Raw genomic sequence first — 18,835 nt, 5'->3', positions numbered from 1 at the left:
TGCAGAATATGAGTATTATTCAAGATTTTTTACGGTACAACCGACAAATGATGCTACCGGAAATAGGTGATTCGGGACAAGAAAAACTCAAGAAAGCTAGAGTTCTAGTGATTGGAGCTGGCGGACTAGGTTGTCCTATTTTACAATATATAGCAACAGCTGGAGTAGGAACTATCGGAATAGTAGATTTTGACACAATAGAATTACACAACCTTCACCGTCAAATTCTATATACGGAGAAACACGTTGGTCGATCAAAATCAATTACCGCAAAATCAGTCTTAGAAACTTTAAATCCATTGATTGATATTATTGCTTTTGAAGAAAAGTTAACTATTGAAAATGCCACACAAATCATTGGAAATTTTGATGTAATTGTTGACGGTTGCGATAATTTTGCTACCCGTTATTTAGTAAACGATACTTGTGTAGCGTTAGTAAAACCATTGATCTATGGCAGCATCTTAAATTTTGAAGGACAGATGGCAGTTTTCAATCATAATGGAAATAAAAATCTTCGTGACTTATTCCCTGAACCACCAAATCCAAAAGACGTCCCCAATTGTAATTTTAATGGCGTATTAGGTACACTTCCGGGAATTATCGGCACGATGATGGCGCATGAAACTTTGAAACTGATTATGGATTTACCAACTTTAGAAAATGAATTGGTACTATTTAATAGCTTGGATTGGAATTTCAACAAACTTAAATTCTAAAAACTCAAAACATCTCCTACGCTAACAATTCCTTTTTCAAGACATACTAAATTGGTTCCAAAAAGAACACTATTATCCACTTTTCGGTATTTGCTTAATGTCTTTAAAGGTTCTTTTAGCACAATACTTTTCAATGGATCATTATTGACCATTATGCATCTGCCGCAAGGTTTTACATTTTGGAATGTAACATCTCCTATTTTTATAATCCCAAAATCATCCTCTTCATGGGCAAGGGCACTATTAATAACAATATTAGGCCTAAATCTTGCAACAGTAATCTTATCTTTTAATTTTTTATTAGATGGTCTAAACTTTCGCTCCCAACTAATAAATACGGATAACCATCGGCTAGGCTAACATTGAAAGTAACATTCAATGCCTTGCTTTTATGTTTTCTATCGCCAATTTCAATGATTTTTACCAATTTACAGGTAAAACCGAGACATTCACTAAACCAATCGGAGGTTATTTTATTAACTTCGAAAACTTCGCTTTGATCATCCCAAACTGCCACTGAAATTGGATTATTTATACTTTCATTTATAAAAAAAGTATGTTTTTTACCTAGATACGTTATCTCAATTTTACCATCTGAAATTTGAGGTTGAAATTGACTGAGAATAGGATGCTCTCTTTGACTTATAAATTGATTGTTTTCATCAATCAACATCCATCTTCTGTCATTTTCAAAACCCATTTCCTCAGCCCTGGCACTTTGACAACTAATTCCTCCTAAACTTTTAATGGGATAGATGTAGATCTCGCTAATAAAAAGAATATTGTCCATTACATATTAAAATTTAGTTGGCTATAAAAATACTTATTTTTCAAATTCAAGAATTAAAGAAAGATAACGAAACTTACTTTTTAGAAACATTCAAAATACTCATAAATTCTTCTCTGTCAATTTCTCTACAGCCCAAGCTTTCCAGATGAGGATTATAAACTTGACAATCTAACAATTTATAATTATCCCTTTTCAATTGATTTACCAAAGCGATAAAAGCTACTTTTGAAGCATTCGAAACTGTAGAAAACATACTTTCTCCACAAAAAACATGTCCTAAATCGACACCATATAAACCGCCTACCAACTCATCATCTTGCCAAACTTCTACTGATTTAGCAATACCTAATTCGTTCAATTTGCAATAAGCTTCAATCATATCATTGGTAATCCAAGTTCCGTTTTGACCATTGCGTTTTATGTTTTGACAATAAGAGATTACGTCCCTAAAATTCTGATTAAACGTAACCTTGAAAATATTCCTATTGAGAATGTTGCGCATACTCTTGGAAACAATCAATTCATCCAGAAACAAAACCATTCTGGGATTAGGTGACCACCATGTAATAGGTTCCCCATCTTCAAACCATGGGAAAATCCCATTCGTATAAGCAAGCTGTAGTCGCTCAGTAGACAAATCTCCTCCAAGAGCAAGAATACCCGTAGAATTAGTCTGAGAAACTGGAGGAAAGAATAGTGCTGCAGTTAAATAATACATTCTTTATTAAAAAATAAAACCCGACAGTTAAAAGATAGCTGTCGGGTTTGATTACTACATCAATAGAAAATCAAATGATTTAGAATGGTAAATCGTCTGCTTCTTCTTCGTTTAAGTTTGTTGCTGGTGCAAATGCTTCAGCAGCTGGCATAGGTGGCATTTGTGCAGAAGGAGCTTCAGCTTGAACTTTTCCTATTCTCCATCCTTGGATAGTATTGAAATAAACAGTTTCTCCCTGAGGATTTGTCCATTCTCTACCTCTTAAATTAATATCAATTTTTACAGCTTCACCTACTTGAAAACCGTTCAATAAGTCACATTTATCCTGAACAAACTGAACTAGAATATGTTGTGGATACTGCTCATCAGTAGTAACAACTACATCTCTTTTTTTGAAACCTCCAGATCCAACTTCTTTAGTTTGATCGATCATTTTAATTTTTCCTGTAACTTCCATCTTCTATGTTTTAATTGTTTTGCTCTATTTTTTTCTTTCAGCCAAAAGTACTTTCCATGCTGAAAACACATCATTACTATCTAAATATTTTTTAGCTTCTAAATGTACTTTTATAGTATCATCGGAGCTTAAAACACCTTTCACAGCAAAATTTTGTTTTACAAATATACTAACTTCTTCCATTGTAGGCAAGGCTTCAATATTACCTAACATACCTAAATCATTTCCATTAAAAACAGTGCTTTCTTTTATAAAATTAGGAATTGCATCCACTCCTATTCCTAGTGTTGACAATGGTTTCGGCACTTCAAAAAGTCCTTGGTTTGACCTGGAATACCAATTGCCGCCTAATCTTGAAACCAAATCTATTTTATGCTGATCAATTGCTCCGTTTTCGTCCAAAATAGATTCGTCAATATGAATTCGCAACACTTCACAAAGAATCAAATTTCCTGCGCCTCCTTCACTTCCCAAAGGAATAATCTGAGTGACTTTGCATTCAAATTGAACTGGCGATTCTTTAACCCTGAAAGGCTTTACAACTTCGGAAGGAATCGGCGTAAAACCTGATTTTATAAACTCATTTACTCCATCAGCATACTCTGTACTTGCCAGAGAAGTTTGTTGAACCATATCATAATTCACCACATTGATTACTACTTCCCGAGTTGCTTCGGCATTGATTAAAGTATGTTTAATCGAATTATCACGAACCCGTCTTGCTGGTGAAAAAATAAGTATTGGCGGATTAGCACTGAACACATTGAAAAAACTAAAAGGCGATACATTAGGAATTCCATTGACACCAATAGTACTTGCAAAAGCGATAGGTCTTGGTCCAACAGAGCTTTGCAAATAGCCTTGCAACTTAGCTGTTTCAATACTTTTAGGATCAATACTAATCATATATTTTTAATTTATCTTCGAAAGATACAAAAGTAGACAAATGAATCAAGTTTAAGAAGTAGTAATCGAGATTTAGAATAAAAATAGGATATAATTTTTTGAAAAAAAATTCTTTAATTAAAACTAAAATACTAGAGCATTTATTTCGTTATATTTATAATTCAAAATTTAATTTATGCAGTTTTCTGAAAGAAGAAATACAACCCGTTGGATTATTATTTTTGCTTCCTTTTTAATAATTTCATTGATTCTTTGGAATACCTATACCTTTTTTCAAATCTTCAAAAATGAAGAACGATTAAAAATGAACCTTTGGGCAAAAGCTCAAAAAACACTGATTAATGCCGACGAAAATACGGATGTAGAACTTCCTCTTCAGATTTTCAGTAACAATACTTCCATTCCCATCATACTTACAGAAAAAGACAGCATTATAAATACGGTGAATATTGATGATGCCATTGTGAAAAATAAATCTAAGGCAAACGCATTTTTACACGATTTAAAAAATGAAAATGAGCCTATTGTTATTGAATATGTACCCGGGAAATTTCAAAATTTATATTATGGTAATTCCGCATTACTGAATAAACTAAAATACTATCCCGTTGCATTAGTGCTAATCATAGTGCTTTTTGGCGGCTTGGTCTATAACTTTTACAGAAGTACAAAAATGGCCACGCAAAACAAACTTTGGGCTGGAATGGCCAAAGAAACAGCGCACCAAATAGGAACTCCACTTTCATCCTTAATTGGCTGGGTTGAACTCCTGAAATCCGAAAATGTAGATGAAAGTACTACTTTCGAAATTGAAAAAGACATTGAGCGTCTGCAAACTATAACAGATCGTTTTTCAAAAATAGGTTCGGAACCAAAATTAGAAAACAAAGATATTGTAGCGGAAACATTGCAGTCTTACGACTATTTACAATCTCGGTTTTCGAAACAAATTGAATTTTCCTTTAAAGCACCAAAATCACCAATAATGGTATCGTTAAACCCTACTTTACACAGTTGGACGATAGAAAATTTAGTAAAAAATGCTATCGACGCCATGAAAGGCAGAGGAAAATTAGCTTTAGAAATAGAGCAAGATGGCGATTATGTAAAAATAAACATTATCGATTCCGGAGGCGGAATTCAGAAAAAACAATTCAAAACTATCTTTGAACCCGGTTTTACAACTAAAAAAAGGGGTTGGGGCTTAGGACTTTCTTTAACCAAAAGAATTGTGGAAGAATACCACAAAGGAACCATCAAAGTACTGGGTTCCGAAATAGGCAAAGGAACGACAATGCAAGTGAGTTTTAAAAAAAGTGATTTAGTTTAACGGAACTCCGTACCAAGAAACCTTCGTAAACATCAATTTTCTGGCAATTTTTGACTTACTCAAATATTCCTGAACAAACAATAGATGTTCTTCGGTTTGTGCCAATACCTCATTAATGGATTTTTTAATCGAAGCTAAATTAGATGCATTCTCATTCCCAACAGCTCCAATATTATAAATAGCATCTTGGCATTTAACTAATTTCTCTTTTGGCGTTTGAATCATTCGGCTTATTTCATCGTCTGAAAAAGTGGGCTTGAACTTATTATTTCTGTAATGAACAAAGTCGTTCAATAGGATAACTGCCTCATTAAAATCGGCGACTATTGAATTCAATTTTTCAATATTTGCATTATGTCGTAAATAAGCTAACTCTTTCTTTTTTCCTTCCAGACGCTCTAAAATCATAGCATTCAGCACCCCATTTTTTTCTATCCTTGCCGCAGACTCAAATAATTTATCCGTTTCAGGCAATTTATTATACTTGGTAATTTCGGTTTCAAAATCAAAAAATTTCTTTGATTTATTAATTTGAGTTGTACCCGCATAAAATTCATTATTTGTAATTGGGTAATTTAGAAACTGCCACAAATAATCAAATGGAATATGGGAAGAGATTAATTTACTCGGCTCCGCTTTAAAATAATTCTCATTCAATTTTTTAATAAATTTCCCATTATTGACATACCCTGAACCCCAAGTAGGGTCAAACAAATACCACTTATTATCAATTTTTGCAGCACACCAGGCATGAGCCAAGTTTGCCACTTTCCCATATTGTTTGGTATACCCTTCTATTATGTAGGATTGTATTCCTATTTTATTCGAAATCTCATTAAAAACTTCAGCATAATGAATACAAACACCTTTCTTTGTTTTTAATGCTTTTATGATTCTGTCTTGGGGAGTTTCATTAAAATTCACAGCATACATATTCGCAACATCGTAGCTGATATTTGATGCCGTCCAATAAAAAACCGCACGGATTTTATCCATATCTGTTTTGAAATTGGCATTTATATAATTAGCGATAGCCGCAGTAGAATTAGTAGAACTTGTGGAAATAGCCGCCATTTTATTGTCAATCAAACCAAATCCTGAGTTAACTTGACCAAAACTTAAAACGGATAAAAATAAAGAAAGAGTTAAATAAATGTTTTTCATCTTACCGAATAGACTCATAAATTAAAAGGGAATAGATTTTCACCTATTCCCTTTCTAAACGAAAACCGTACCAATTTATTTTATTGGTGCAACTATTATAAATTGGTTTGAATGCTTTTTGCCAAAGCTTCAAATTCTTCTTTTGAAAGAGACACTTTATTTTGAAAACGCATTTCATCCATTTCATTTAAAGGAATAAGATGAACGTGTGCATGAGGAACTTCTAGTCCTATAACGGCCATTCCTATTCTTTTACATGGAACTGTTTTCTCTAATGCAACAGCTATTTTTTTTGAGAACTGCATTAGTCCAATGTATAAATCATCCTCTATATCAAAAATCTTATCAATTTCCTGTTTTGGGACACAAAGCGTATGTCCTTTTGCGTTTGGATTTACATCCAAAAATGCCAAAAAATGTTCATCCTCTGCGATTTTATAACAAGGAATTTCTCCGTTTATGATTTTAGTAAAAATACTTGACATTATGGAATTGGTTAATTGGTTAATTTTTGAATCGGTTAATCAATTACCGATTGAGTCTTTAACTATTTAGTCGCGAGAAATTTCTAAAATCTCGAATTTCAAAACACCATTAGGAACCGTAATCTCAGCAAATTCACCAACCGATTTACCAAGTAAACCTTTACCAATTGGTGAGGTTACAGAGATTTTTCCTGTTTTTAAGTCCGCTTCACTTTCGGCAACCAACGTGTATTTCATTTCCATTCCATTGGTTTGGTTTTTGATTTTCACATTCGACAAAACCAATACTTTAGAAAGATCAAGATGTGTTTCATCAATTAATCGAGCGTTAGAATGAACTTCTTCCAGTTTTGCGATTCGCATTTCAAGCATTCCTTGTGCTTCTTTAGCTGCATCATATTCTGCATTTTCAGACAAATCTCCTTTATCTCTTGCCTCAGCTATATCTGCAGATGCTTTTGGACGCATTACACTTTTCAAATAATCTAATTCTTCTCTTAACTTCTTTAATCCTTCCGCGGTGTAATAAGATACTGTGCTCATAATTTCGTCATTTATATAAATAGAAAAAATCCCATCAGGACGGGATTTCTTTCCACAAAGATACTATTAATTTTTTTAGCCTATAAATATATGTTAATCATATATAATTCAAAGTTAAATAAATTAAATTTGTTTCGCTAATTCTTTTAATATATTTTGAATAATGAAAAAACTGCTTTTGGTATCCCTGATTATTCCTTTTTTCTTTGGTTGCAGTGACAATGGTTTTAACAATAAAAACCCATACATCCCAAATTACGCTTTTACTTTAGATCTCAATATGAATTTGCCCGCTTACTCAATTCTACAATATCCAAGTAACGCAGTTTATTATTCTGGTGTGGGTGCCAAAGGGATATTTGTATTCAATACCGGAAGTGGCTATAATGCATTTGATGCTGCTTGCCCTAATCAAGCACTGAGCACTTGCTCTACTATGACCCTAAAGGGAATCAATGTTTTATGCTCTTGTGACAGTAAAGAATACAGTTTGTTTACGGGTCAAGCCCAAGGAGGTGCACAATATCCCTTAAAACAATATCGTGTAGAAGTTAATGGAAATGTCCTTCGAGTTTATAATTAAAACAAAAAATCCTGACAGCTAAACTATCAGGATTTTTTGTTTTTAAACCCAATAACAATCTAAAATTTCAGCGTTAACCCAGCCAAGAAGTTAATTCCAGCTTGTGGATAATAGTACGGATAAACATCCCACATATACCCATTGGAAACATATTTCTTATCTAAAACATTGTTTACTAAACCAGTCACAATAATTGATTTAAAAACTGATTTTGGTTTAATTTCGTAAGCAATATTCAAATCATTAACGAAGTAATCCGCCAATTTTGCAGCTGGTAATTCGATATTATTCATGTATTGTTCTCCTACAAATTTCTGCATCCAAGAAATCTGAAAGTTTTCTGTAGGTTTGTAAACCAAAATATTCCCAACAATAACTGATGGTGAGTAAGCAATATCAGTAGTTCCGTAATGCTCCCCTTCAACTGCTAAATCAATGTTCTTATTCGCACTTAAAGTAAAATTAGGACGGATGATAAATTGTTTCGACACCGCAATTGTAGCATCAACTTCCAGTCCTAAACGGTAACTTTTTTCGCTATTAGAACGAATTGGACTTCCTACATCATCTAATTTCCCAGTTAATATCAGCTGGTCTTTGTAGGCCATATAATACACATTCGAATTGAATTTCACTTTATCAGCAACATATCTCCAACCTAATTCAAAGTCATTCAACTTTTCTGGTTTAGCATTTCCGCCTTCATAATCCGTTCTGTTTGGCTCACGATTGGCTCTTGCATAGGAGAAGTATAGCTTATTATTAGCATTGATATCAAAATTCAATCCCGCCTTTGGGTTGAAGAAATTAAAGTTATCATTTACTGAACCTGTTTCTGGACTATCAGCTTTATAATGTACATTTCTAAGTTGCAAATCTCCAAATAAACTTATTCCGTCCGTTATTTGATAATTTGCTTTTGCAAAAACATTACCATCAGTTTTAGTTGCAAAATCATCATAATAATGATCTCCCAATTCACTCTGGGAGGCGTATCTTGCCCATATTACTTTTCCAAAATGACTCCCTTCATATTTATTATAACCACCTCCAAAAATGATATCCAGTTTTTCAATTGCATAATTTGCAGAAAATGTAGTTCCGTAGAAATCATTATCCAACCATTTTTGACGAATTAAATCGGTAGTATTTATTGTTGCACCATTAATAACTATTGGAGTTAATCCATAGCTAGAGAAGTCAGCGTCTTCTTTATAATTTTCATAATATCCTTTTCCTTTAGTATAATGAAAAGCTAAATTCGTACTCCAATTACTGGATACTTTTTCGTTCCAATGCAATTGATAATGATCTTGTTGGTAATTATCCGTTTCGTTATTATAATATCTTATATTACCTAACTCATCTGTAAAAATCCCTGCTGAATTAAACGTTCTGTCACTATTTAAAGTTGCCTCGTCAATTCCGTTCCAAGATTGATAGGTTTTTTCCTTTCCTCCAAAAGCCAACGCTTTAATCAAAGTAGTTTTCCCTACATAAGTTCCTTGAAGAAAATAGGATTTCAAGTCAGAAGCTCCTCTATCAACATAACCATCTGATTTTAATGCTGACAAACGCCCCGCAATTTCAAAATGGTCATTCATTAATCCTGTGCTGAATTTCACGGTATGTTTTTGAGTATTAAAACTTCCAAAAGAATTAGAAATTTCTCCCGTTGCTTTATCAGAATAGGAATCCGTCAACATGTTTAAGCTCGCTCCAAAAGCACCTGCTCCATTTGTTGAAGTTCCTACCCCGCGTTGCAGTTGCAAACTCTCTACAGAAGAAGCAAAATCTGGCATATTTACCCAATAGGTTCCATGACTTTCAGAATCATTATAAGGAATTCCATTGATAGTGACATTTACTCTTGTCGCATCGCTACCACGAACACGGATTCCAGTGTATCCTACTCCATTTCCAGCATCAGAAGTAGTAACAACAGACGGTAAATAATTCATCAAAATAGGAATGTCTTGTCCTAAGTTTCGGAACTTGAGTTCTTTTTTATCTAAATTACTAAAACTAACCGGAGTTTTTGAAGTAACACGAACTGCAGAAACCAAGACCTCATCGAGTTGGTTTACCTTGGTGGTGTCTTTGACCTGAGAAAAGGAATAAATAGATAATAGAGAAAAGATAACAGACATCAAAAATCTTGGATTCTGTGCCTTTGCGCCTTTGTGGCCAATAAAATAAAATAAAGTGTTCATCCGTAAAAAATTACGAATAAAAGGGGGAATTATTCTTTTGTTAAATTAAAATGATTGTTTCCTATGACAAATGATAGTGTAGACGCTATTTTTTGTCATTTTTTCCCTTGACAACATTACTTGTCCAGGTTCTTTGGGTATAATCTCAGCTCGTTATTTAGAGCACCCCTTTGAGACGATGCAAAAGTAGTTTTTTTTGTTTAAAGTTTAAAACTTTAGAAAATAAAAGTAAAAATGACCTAATCTAAATTTGGTTTTTTCCTATTTTTCTTAACTTCAGACACACTCTTTTTATCTTTTATTCTCTTTCTAATAACTGATTTTGGGATTTTAGTGGGTTTACGTTCTTTGGGAACAATTAAGCCATTTTTTATAATTTCCAAAAATCGTTTGATTACAATTTCTTTGTTTTTAAGTTGACTGCGATCTTCATCACAGTTTAAAATCAAAACTAAATCCGTTGTTAACCTTGAAGACAATTTAGTTTCCAGTAGCAATTTCTCCTCTTCAGTCAATGCTTGTGAGTTTTTCAAATCAAAAGTCAAAACTACTTTAGAAGAAACCTTGTTTACATTTTGTCCGCCGGCACCACTACTACGAACAGCTTTGAAACTTAATTCTGATATGATTTTTTCTTTTTCCAATTTTATTGCGGTTGGTGTGCTGATTTTAATAAATCATTTACACTTTTTACCGGATTAAAGGTAATTAAAGGAACTTGGACAAATATGGTAATCCAATTTGCCATAGCTCCATTCCATAAACCAGGTAATTCATATGATTTAACTGCTCTTCCAAAAGTAGTTTTCTCCACAATAAAACCACTATTGTGATCTACAAATTGAGTCAAATCAAACTTCTCCTTTTTGTAATTTTTAATTCCACAAACTAAGTCTACAGGGTTAAAATAAGTGGAAGCATTAAGAATATTTTTTTGATTTTCATCCGATAAATCAACTTGAGAACTTTCTACAATTTGTAACGAAATAGTCCCTTCATCATCTTTTACCCAAAATGGTCCACCTCCAGCTTCTCCTTCATTTTTTACCATTCCACAAACTCGTATAGGTTTGTCTAAAAGTGACTTTATTTCGATTATTTTATTTTCAAAACTAAGTTTATAAAAATCGAATGGGATTCTAATATTTAATTTTTCCTCCAAAAAAAGCAATATTTCATCAATAGATTCTTCTTGGATTTCTTTAGTATCGATTGCGTGCAAATACTTAAAAATTTGTTCTTGCAATTCCATTAAGATTCCTGCTAATGCTTTTTTATACCTTGCGGTTTTTTCGATATTGTTTTGAATTACATTATCGATATTTTTGATAAATACAATATCGGCATCTAGTTGATTTAAATTTTCTATCAAAGCACCATGACCTCCCGGTCTAAAAAACAATCTTCCATTTTCATCTCTGAATGGATTGTTCTCAAAATCTACTGCAATGGTATCCGTATTCTTATTTTGATACGAATAGCTTACATTTATTGCTGTTTCTGATTTTCTTTCGGCTTCACTTTTAATGGCATTAATTATGGTTTCAAATTGACCCAAATGCGCCTCTGACACTGTAAAATGCATATTTGAACTGTTATTCGAACTTGCATAATAAATGCACTCATGAAGATGCTCTTCAACAGGGGTTACAATACGCTTTTGATATTTATGAAAAGGAAGTGCTCCTTTAGGTTTATTGGCAAAATCAAAAAAATCTTTTGCTAAAAGTAATTTTATGAAATAATAGTTTTTACTATCCTTGTCAAGAGATTCAAAATCAGAGAATTCTTCTCTTAATTTCTTATCAATTGTCTTAAAAAATGGAAATTTTTCTAAACCAACTATAAAAATAGACAACTCAGTATCTTTTTTCTTGTTTATATAGGCATTGATACTTTCATTTTCAATATCAAAATCATTCAAAAAAGCAATCAAAAATTTAAACATTCTACTTGCCGCTCCAGAAGCAGGAACAAATTTCTCCAGTTTAAAATTTGATTTGTTTTTATCAAAAAAAGTTGCCTTTTCTTTAAAATCACTTTCAGATACTTTTAAAATTCCGTTTAATAAGGTTGCAGGTCCTACCAGATTACTCTTTGCTATTCCGTTTCTAAAAAAATTCAATTGTTTTTTGATGTTTTTCAATGGAATTTCCTTTTCATAAATTTGAACGAAATCAACAGAAGAAAAACCCATTTTCCTAGCTTCTGTCAAATCATCAATGATAGAAATAGCTTTGTTTAATCGTAAATCCTTATCTCCGGAAAGCGTAATAAATGGTTTCTTATTATCAATTAAAGCTTGCTTAAAAACGGCAAACACTGATTCTCTTTCTTCAGGACTATCTCTTAAATCATCTTTTTCCCAAGGAACGTCAATATCAGTCAGGAAAAATAAATCATATTCGTGGGTAAGAGCCGCTTGGTCTAATAATGGATCGCAATAGTCATAATAAACTTCTGAAAAAACCTTAGTAACCATTAAATTAGTATCACAAAAAAGGTACTTATTGGCGGACAATAACCGTTCGTTTTCTAGTTTTGTTTGACCGTAAGCAATAGGTAGCATGTCACTAACATTGCAAATGCCGTGATTTTCATCCCATTTCTCTTGAAGATAGTCCCGTGCAAATTCAGGAACCCATTCCGTTTTGTAATATTCGGCGAGTTGCTTTGCTAATGTAGTTTTACCTGTACTTTCTGGGCCAAAAAGGGCAATTTTTATGATTTGTATAGTTCCAGTTTGCTGGAGCTGTTTAAGGTTTTCTTCCATTCTAAATAGCCATAAACGGCAACAATTGTAAATATTATATATTGAAAACTTGTAAAGGTAAAACCTTTTGCAAAATATAAAGGAATGGAAATGACATCTCCAATAATCCAAAATATCCAATTCTCGATTTTCCTTTTGGCCATAAGCCACATTCCTATAAAGAAAATACCTGTTATAAAGGTATCAACATAAGCATACCAAGTAGTGAATTTATCAAAATAGTGATAAACAGAAACCACAAATGCGACCGTAAATATAAAGATAATTATGGCAATTCGTTTTTCATGATTAGAAATTACTGAAATTGGAAATTCGACTGTGTCGCCTTTTTTCCTTGTCCAATGGTACCAACCATAAATACTCATTATGAAATAGTAGCCATTAATCATCATATCACCCCATAAAGTCCATTTCCATAATAGGTATACATAAATAAATGTGCTTACCAGTCCTGTTGGAAAAACCAAAATATCATCCTTTTTTGCGTACCAAACACTGAATAAACCAAAAATTACTGCCACAATTTCCAGAATAATATCTAATGTTGAATATGTTGCATATTGAGAAAAAAAGTATTCTATCATTAGGATATTTTAAATTATTCATTAAAAAAATTCAAGTCATTTTCAAAAGCGGTTCCTATAACCACCAAATCAGCTCCTGCATCATACGTCTTTTGAATTCCTTGCAAATTTACAATTCCGCCTCCAACAACTAATGGAATTTCAATATTTTGAGCTACTTTTTTAATCATTTCGAGAGGAACAGCTTGTTTTGCACCGCTTCCAGCTTCCAGATAAATCAATTTATTTCCCAACATTTCACCTGCTTGTGCGGTTTGAATTACATAATCAATATTATTGCGGTCTAATGGTTTGGTTTTACTAACGCGTTCTACGGCGGTTTCATTGCCACTTTCGATCAAAATATATCCGGTAGAAATAATTTCGAGTTGGGTTTGTTTCAAAATGGGAACCGCTTTTACCTGATGCTCAATTAAATAATCGGAATTTCTTCCTGAAATTAGCGACAGAAATAAAATCGCATTTGCTTTATCTGAAATTTGGGAAGGATTTCCTGGAAAAAGAACGATTGGCAAATCACAATTTTGTTTAATCTTTACAATTAACTCCTCTAGAATATTAGTTGTAACCAGACTTCCACCAATAAAAATATGCGTTGCTGGCGAATGATTGATTTTTGAAATTAAAAGATCCAGGTTTTCCAAAACCACTTTATCAGGATCCAGAAGAATGGCCAACATTTTTTTATTTTCCAACTTGGCTTGGAGTAGTTGATTGTAAATCTTTTGTTTCATATAGCTGTAAAAGTAAAAGTTTTTTTGAAGTCTAAGAACTATTTTGAATCAATTATATTTGTTACAGGATTCTGAACAAAAAACAACTGCAATTATGATAGCTACTGAATTATTGGAAAAATATGGCGCCATTAGAAAATCGTATAAAAAAACAGAAACCATTTTCAAAGAAGGCAATCAAGCGATACATTATTATCAAATACTTTCCGGAGAAGTAAAAATGAATAATTATAACGATGATGGTCGTGAATTCATTCAAGGTTTTTTTAATGAAAATCAAAGTTTTGGAGAACCACCTTTATTTTTAAATCGGCCCTATCCAGCCAATGCAATAGCTGTTGAAGATACCGAAATCCTTAGTATTTCAAAAGATGGTTTTATGAAATTGCTAAACGAAAATCCATCAGAATCTATAAAGGTGATTGAAAATTTAGCGCAGCGTTTGCATTATAAATCGGTTATGGCGGCTGAGATTTCCACTCACGAACCGGAACATAGAGTATTGCGATTAATTGATTATTCCATTGCTTATTTTAATTTCAAAGAAGATAAAAACGGATACCGAATTGATTTAACCCGCCAGCAAATTGGTGATTTAACCGGACTACGTGTAGAAACCGTCATTAGAGCCATTAAATCATTAGAAAAAAAAGGAACTTTGAAAATCATTAACCGAAAAGTGTACCGTTAATTTTCGCTTTATGATTTAAGTCATAAAAAACTGGATAGAAGTGTCGCTAAATTTGCTATATAAAATTCACATATTATGACACTCTATAAAAAAACATTCGAAAATTTTGAACAAAATTTTATTGGCTCTTCAACAATGGCAGTTATTGGACAAAGTTGTCTTGGTGCAGCAGCTGCAATGTTCATTCTTTCTAACGGCACTTCTATTTTACAAATGACACAATTAGCCATTATTGTTTTAATTTGCATGTTAGTAAACACTTCTATATTATCACAAATGAGCCATAAATTAGTATTCAATCTCATCATTACAAGCGTGCTTTGTAGCGTTTTGTTTATCTTTTTGAATAATGTTGCATTATGAAAAAAACAATTGAAAACCGAGACGACTTAACCCTTCTCGTCCATTCATTTTACGCTAAAATAAGAGCCGACAAAGAAATCGGTTTCTTTTTTAATGAAACTATCACCAATTGGGATGAACATTTAGAAAAGCTGACGGATTTTTGGGAAATGAATTTATTTGCGATAAAGAAATACCAAGGAAATCCCATTGCGGCTCATAACGAAGTGGACAAACATTTTGACCATCGGATTTCGCCTAATGAATTTGGCATTTGGCTGAACTTATGGTTTGAAACTTTAGATGAACTTTTTGAAGGTGAAAATGTCGAGATACTGAAACGAAGAGCCCGAAAAATGGGTACTTTTCTTTATATGAATATTTTTGAAAGCAGAAGTAAAGTGTAAATTATTTAGTTTTTGGCTAAAAAAACGAACTCAGAACACTAGTTTTCAAACGCATAAACTAAGGTGAAATTTTGCTTCTCCTGTTCGCTATCGCTCGGGTCTATTTCTTCAAAATGAATTTTGAAATTTTTGACCAAACTATCAAAGTGAAGTTCGGCAATAGTTTGTTTAACGTTTAGTTCGAAAGAGTTGACTTTGATATGATCTTTGAAACTGATTCCTTTTTCGTTACGGATTTTGAAAATGGCTTCTTTGGCACCCCAAATCACGGTCAATTTCCTGATGTACTCCTCTTTATTTTCGACACCCAAACTTCGGGATAAGAATTGAAATTCCGAGTCACAGAATTTATCTGCGATTCGAATGATTTTGTCCCTTTGCAATTCGATGTCGATTCCTACGGTCTTGTCGCTGATGATTATTGCCGAAAAATTATGGGAATGTGTAATAGAAATATGTTTCTCCCCATTAAGATGTGGTTTGCCAAATTCATCATAATACAAATCTAAATCCGTGTGCCCCGTTTCCTGCAATAATTTACGAACACTAAGGAAAGCGCGTTGGTGCATTTCAGATTTCATTCCGTCGAGCCGTATGCGGTTGCTATCATTTAAGACCACTTGCTCTAATAACTCCGCATAGGATTCGGCTACTTCCCAAACGAGAATTTGGGTGGTGGAATTGAAGTTTATGGTTTTGAAAAGCGGCATCGTGTTCAGGTTTTGTTTTTTAGCCCCGGTAGCAGCGGCATCCTTTTTTCACGCTTTTTTGCGTGTAAAAAGATATAGCGAATAACGGGAAATAGCTCCAGAAACTGAAACAAGTTCAGCTTAAAGAAATTATTTCGTTAATGTTCAAAAGATTAGCGAATTAAACAATTCATAAATCTTTTAGAAAACAGTAAAATTCTAAAGTTATTACGTAAATTTGCAAAAAATTTTACAATTACAAATATACTATAAATGAGTACTACAACTATGCCTTTTGTGGCTTTCAAAGTTAAAGACATTTCTCTAGCGGCTTGGGGAAGAAAAGAAATTGAACTAGCAGAAGCTGAAATGCCAGGTTTAATGGCGCTTCGTGCTGAATACAAAAACGAACAACCACTTGCTGGTGCTCGTATTGCAGGATGTTTGCACATGACAATCCAAACTGCGGTTTTGATTGAAACTTTAATCGCTCTTGGTGCTGAAGTGACTTGGAGTTCTTGTAACATTTTCTCTACTCAAGATCAAGCTGCTGCTGCAATTGCTGCTGCAGGAATTCAAGTTTATGCTTGGAAAGGTTTGAACGAAGTTGATTTTGACTGGTGTATTGAGCAAACATTATTCTTTGGTGAAGACAGAAAACCATTGAACATGATTCTTGATGACGGTGGAGATTTGACGAATATGGTTATTGACCGTTTCCCGGAATTGGTTGCTGGTATCAAAGGATTATCTGAAGAAACTACCACTGGTGTTCACAGATTGTACGAAAGAGTAAAAGCTGGAACATTGCCAATGCCGGCTATCAACGTAAATGACTCGGTTACTAAATCGAAATTTGATAACAAATACGGTTGTAAAGAATCTGCAGTTGATGCGGTTCGTCGTGCAACTGACTTGATGCTAGCTGGAAAAAGAGTAATTGTTTGTGGTTATGGTGACGTAGGTAAAGGAACTGCTGCTTCTTTTAGAGGTGCTGGTTCTATTGTTACCGTTACTGAAATTGACCCAATTTGTGCTTTACAAGCTGCAATGGACGGTTTTGAAGTTAAGAAATTAGATACAGTTATCGCAACTGCTGATATTATCATCACAACTACTGGAAATAAAGATATCGTTTTGGGAAGTCATTTCGAAAAAATGAAAGACAAAACTGTTGTTTGTAACATTGGACATTTTGATAACGAAATTGATATGGCTTGGTTGAACACAAACCACGGTGCATCAAAAATCGAAATCAAACCACAAGTTGACAAATATACTATCGCTGGAAAAGACATTCTTATCCTTGCCGAAGGTCGTTTGGTAAACCTTGGTTGTGCAACAGGTCACCCAAGTTTTGTAATGAGTAACTCATTTACTAACCAAACTTTAGCTCAAATCGAATTGTGGAAAAACAGCGCGGCATACAACAATGACGTGTATATGTTACCAAAACATTTAGATGAAAAAGTAGCAATGTTACACTTAGCTAAATTAGGTGTTGAATTAGAGACTTTACGTGTTGATCAAGCTGATTATATTGGTGTTCCAGTTGAAGGTCCTTTCAAACCAGAATATTACAGATACTAGATTTTAGATTGCTGATTAGCGATTTCAGATTTATAAAACCCTTGCAGAAATGTGAGGGTTTTTTGGTTTTGGGCGTGACCCTTCGTAAAAACTACGGGTCGGGATGCTGTTAAAAATAAAATCCCAGAACTTCACAAACAAATAAACGAAGTACTCGAAAAGGAATAAAAACAAAAAATTCTAAAAAATAAAACCTATCAATTTCGTCTATCACCTCCCTCTCCTTTGGAGAGGGCCGGGGTGAGGAAACAAAAAACCCGTTTCTTTCGAAACGGGTTTTTTAATAATTGAGAAAATCAATTATGCTTCAACTTCGAATGGAAGTATAGAAACATAAGATTTGTTATCTCTTTTCTTTTGGAAGAAAACAACTCCATCTACTCTTGCGTGTAGTGTGTGATCTTTACTGATGTAAACGTTTTCACCTGGATTATGTTTTGAACCTCTTTGTCTTACGATGATGTTCCCAGCAATAGCAGCTTGACCACCAAAAATCTTAACACCTAAACGTTTTGATTCTGATTCTCTACCATTCTTAGAACTACCGACACCTTTCTTGTGAGCCATGACGTATTAGTTTTATTTTGTTATTATTCTTGTGTATCTTCTTTTTTAGCTTTAGCTACTTTTTTCTTAGGAGCTTCTACTTCTTCTTCTGTAGTTGCTTCAACTGCTGCTTTTTTAGGAGCTGCTTTCTTAGCACCAACACCAGTAATACCTTCAATTACAATTTGAGTAAGATATTGTCTGTGACCGTTTCTCTTTTTGTATCCTTTTCTTCTTTTCTTTTTGAAAACGATAACTTTATCTCCTTTTAAGTGTTGTAACACTTTAGCTTCTACTGAAGCACCTTCTATAGCTGGGGCGCCTATTGTGATTGTACCGTTATCATCTAACAAATAAACTTTGTCGAAAGAAACTTTCGAACCTTCTTCATTTGTCAAACGGTTAACGTAAACCTTTAGGTCTTTGCTTACTTTGAACTGTTGCCCTGCTATCTCTACGATTGCATACATACTGAATTGTTTTAATAATTTTTAAGGTTGCAAATATACAATTAAATATTTATCCTGCAATCCCTCAAGCAAAAAAATACTTCATCTGTTTTAAAGTTTGT

Annotated in this window: 23 protein-coding genes; 7 read left to right on the top strand and 16 right to left on the bottom strand. The window is 33.4% G+C overall.

The window, feature by feature from the left end; all coding sequences use genetic code 11:
* The first annotated feature begins 8 nt into the window (after positions 1 to 8).
* Positions 9 to 719, top strand: coding sequence for a HesA/MoeB/ThiF family protein (locus ACM55H_RS07640; RefSeq protein ID WP_416835949.1), 711 nt, complete (start codon positions 9 to 11; stop codon positions 717 to 719).
* Here the strand turns inward: ACM55H_RS07640 and ACM55H_RS07635 are convergent.
* From ACM55H_RS07635 to ACM55H_RS07615, 5 genes are all read right to left on the bottom strand, one after another.
* A complete protein-coding gene (locus ACM55H_RS07635) occupies positions 716 to 967 on the bottom strand; it encodes an MOSC domain-containing protein (protein WP_416836083.1) in 252 nt (83 codons plus the stop codon). The two genes, ACM55H_RS07640 and ACM55H_RS07635, sit on opposite strands and share 4 nt — an antisense overlap.
* A gap of 41 nt (positions 968 to 1,008) precedes the next feature.
* Complete coding sequence (locus tag ACM55H_RS07630) at positions 1,009 to 1,509, bottom strand: MOSC N-terminal beta barrel domain-containing protein (protein ID WP_416835948.1); 501 nt, start codon at positions 1,507 to 1,509, stop codon at positions 1,009 to 1,011.
* Between the two features lie 73 nt (positions 1,510 to 1,582).
* Entirely contained in the window at positions 1,583 to 2,227 is a 645-nt protein-coding gene (gene aat, locus ACM55H_RS07625) for a leucyl/phenylalanyl-tRNA--protein transferase (RefSeq protein WP_416835947.1), read from the bottom strand.
* Between the two features lie 79 nt (positions 2,228 to 2,306).
* Positions 2,307 to 2,684, bottom strand: a complete 378-nt coding sequence (locus tag ACM55H_RS07620) for a DUF3127 domain-containing protein (protein WP_039108700.1) — start codon at positions 2,682 to 2,684, stop codon at positions 2,307 to 2,309.
* 24 nt (positions 2,685 to 2,708) lie between these two features.
* Complete coding sequence (locus ACM55H_RS07615) at positions 2,709 to 3,590, bottom strand: flavin reductase family protein (protein WP_416835946.1); 882 nt, start codon at positions 3,588 to 3,590, stop codon at positions 2,709 to 2,711.
* A gap of 175 nt (positions 3,591 to 3,765) precedes the next feature.
* Between ACM55H_RS07615 and ACM55H_RS07610 the strand changes: the two genes are divergently transcribed.
* Positions 3,766 to 4,920, top strand: a complete 1,155-nt coding sequence (locus ACM55H_RS07610; protein WP_416835945.1) for a sensor histidine kinase — start codon at positions 3,766 to 3,768, stop codon at positions 4,918 to 4,920.
* On the opposite strand, the gene ACM55H_RS07605 is transcribed toward ACM55H_RS07610, so the two are convergent.
* The 3 genes from ACM55H_RS07605 to greA all read right to left on the bottom strand — a co-directional run bounded on the left by ACM55H_RS07605 (position 4,912) and on the right by greA (position 7,112).
* Positions 4,912 to 6,084, bottom strand: coding sequence for a transglutaminase domain-containing protein (locus ACM55H_RS07605; RefSeq protein ID WP_416835944.1), 1,173 nt, complete (start codon positions 6,082 to 6,084; stop codon positions 4,912 to 4,914). The two genes, ACM55H_RS07610 and ACM55H_RS07605, sit on opposite strands and share 9 nt — an antisense overlap.
* Before the next feature lie 95 nt (positions 6,085 to 6,179).
* On the bottom strand, positions 6,180 to 6,569 hold the full coding sequence (locus tag ACM55H_RS07600; RefSeq protein WP_039108694.1) for an HIT family protein: 390 nt from the start codon (positions 6,567 to 6,569) through the stop codon (positions 6,180 to 6,182).
* Between the two features lie 66 nt (positions 6,570 to 6,635).
* On the bottom strand, positions 6,636 to 7,112 hold the full coding sequence (gene greA / locus ACM55H_RS07595) for a transcription elongation factor GreA (protein ID WP_039108693.1): 477 nt from the start codon (positions 7,110 to 7,112) through the stop codon (positions 6,636 to 6,638).
* A 163-nt stretch (positions 7,113 to 7,275) separates the two neighbouring features.
* On the opposite strand from greA, the gene ACM55H_RS07590 reads away from it, so the two are divergent.
* Positions 7,276 to 7,695, top strand: a complete 420-nt coding sequence (locus tag ACM55H_RS07590) for a Rieske (2Fe-2S) protein (protein WP_416835943.1) — start codon at positions 7,276 to 7,278, stop codon at positions 7,693 to 7,695.
* Positions 7,696 to 7,754: 59 nt separating this feature from the next.
* On the opposite strand, the gene ACM55H_RS07585 is transcribed toward ACM55H_RS07590, so the two are convergent.
* The 5 genes from ACM55H_RS07585 to ACM55H_RS07565 all read right to left on the bottom strand — a co-directional run bounded on the left by ACM55H_RS07585 (position 7,755) and on the right by ACM55H_RS07565 (position 13,999).
* Positions 7,755 to 9,908 carry a TonB-dependent receptor gene (locus ACM55H_RS07585; RefSeq protein WP_416835942.1) on the bottom strand — a complete coding sequence of 718 codons (2,154 nt, stop codon included), beginning with the start codon at positions 9,906 to 9,908 and terminating at the stop codon, positions 7,755 to 7,757.
* A gap of 239 nt (positions 9,909 to 10,147) precedes the next feature.
* On the bottom strand, positions 10,148 to 10,552 hold the full coding sequence (gene arfB, locus ACM55H_RS07580; protein ID WP_416835941.1) for an alternative ribosome rescue aminoacyl-tRNA hydrolase ArfB: 405 nt from the start codon (positions 10,550 to 10,552) through the stop codon (positions 10,148 to 10,150).
* Between the two features lie 2 nt (positions 10,553 to 10,554).
* Positions 10,555 to 12,681: a DUF4301 family protein gene (locus ACM55H_RS07575; RefSeq protein ID WP_416835940.1), complete on the bottom strand. Its 2,127-nt coding sequence runs from the start codon at positions 12,679 to 12,681 to the stop codon at positions 10,555 to 10,557.
* Positions 12,630 to 13,265: a nicotinamide riboside transporter PnuC gene (gene pnuC, locus ACM55H_RS07570; RefSeq protein ID WP_416835939.1), complete on the bottom strand. Its 636-nt coding sequence runs from the start codon at positions 13,263 to 13,265 to the stop codon at positions 12,630 to 12,632. Before pnuC ends, ACM55H_RS07575 begins: the two co-directional genes overlap by 52 nt.
* Positions 13,266 to 13,279: 14 nt before the next feature.
* A complete protein-coding gene (locus ACM55H_RS07565) occupies positions 13,280 to 13,999 on the bottom strand; it encodes a phosphoglycerol geranylgeranyltransferase (RefSeq protein WP_416835938.1) in 720 nt (239 codons plus the stop codon).
* Positions 14,000 to 14,093: 94 nt separating this feature from the next.
* On the opposite strand from ACM55H_RS07565, the gene ACM55H_RS07560 reads away from it, so the two are divergent.
* The 3 genes from ACM55H_RS07560 to ACM55H_RS07550 all read left to right on the top strand — a co-directional run bounded on the left by ACM55H_RS07560 (position 14,094) and on the right by ACM55H_RS07550 (position 15,439).
* Positions 14,094 to 14,690, top strand: a complete 597-nt coding sequence (locus ACM55H_RS07560) for a Crp/Fnr family transcriptional regulator (protein WP_416835937.1) — start codon at positions 14,094 to 14,096, stop codon at positions 14,688 to 14,690.
* A 75-nt stretch (positions 14,691 to 14,765) separates the two neighbouring features.
* On the top strand, positions 14,766 to 15,053 hold the full coding sequence (locus tag ACM55H_RS07555) for a hypothetical protein (RefSeq protein ID WP_416835936.1): 288 nt from the start codon (positions 14,766 to 14,768) through the stop codon (positions 15,051 to 15,053).
* Positions 15,050 to 15,439 (top strand): group III truncated hemoglobin, encoded by a 390-nt coding sequence (locus ACM55H_RS07550; RefSeq protein WP_416835935.1) that lies wholly within the window; start codon positions 15,050 to 15,052, stop codon positions 15,437 to 15,439. The genes ACM55H_RS07555 and ACM55H_RS07550 overlap by 4 nt, the downstream gene beginning before the upstream one ends.
* A 38-nt stretch (positions 15,440 to 15,477) precedes the next feature.
* Here the strand turns inward: ACM55H_RS07550 and ACM55H_RS07545 are convergent, their stop codons facing one another.
* Positions 15,478 to 16,149, bottom strand: coding sequence for a 4'-phosphopantetheinyl transferase family protein (locus tag ACM55H_RS07545; protein ID WP_416835934.1), 672 nt, complete (start codon positions 16,147 to 16,149; stop codon positions 15,478 to 15,480).
* A gap of 252 nt (positions 16,150 to 16,401) precedes the next feature.
* Here ACM55H_RS07545 and ahcY point away from each other — a divergent pair, with 252 nt between their 5' ends.
* Complete coding sequence (ahcY, locus tag ACM55H_RS07540; protein ID WP_039108681.1) at positions 16,402 to 17,718, top strand: adenosylhomocysteinase; 1,317 nt, start codon at positions 16,402 to 16,404, stop codon at positions 17,716 to 17,718.
* A 300-nt stretch (positions 17,719 to 18,018) separates the two neighbouring features.
* Here the strand turns inward: ahcY and rpmA are convergent, their stop codons facing one another.
* Positions 18,019 to 18,285 carry a 50S ribosomal protein L27 gene (rpmA, locus tag ACM55H_RS07535; RefSeq protein WP_035669638.1) on the bottom strand — a complete coding sequence of 89 codons (267 nt, stop codon included), beginning with the start codon at positions 18,283 to 18,285 and terminating at the stop codon, positions 18,019 to 18,021.
* A gap of 23 nt (positions 18,286 to 18,308) precedes the next feature.
* Entirely contained in the window at positions 18,309 to 18,734 is a 426-nt protein-coding gene (rplU, locus tag ACM55H_RS07530; RefSeq protein ID WP_039108679.1) for a 50S ribosomal protein L21, read from the bottom strand.
* Positions 18,735 to 18,835 lie beyond the last annotated feature (101 nt).

This window comes from Flavobacterium cryoconiti (genome assembly GCF_048158645.1).
GTDB lineage: Bacteria > Bacteroidota > Bacteroidia > Flavobacteriales > Flavobacteriaceae > Flavobacterium > Flavobacterium cryoconiti.
This window is presented reverse-complemented; position numbering and strand designations above follow the sequence as displayed.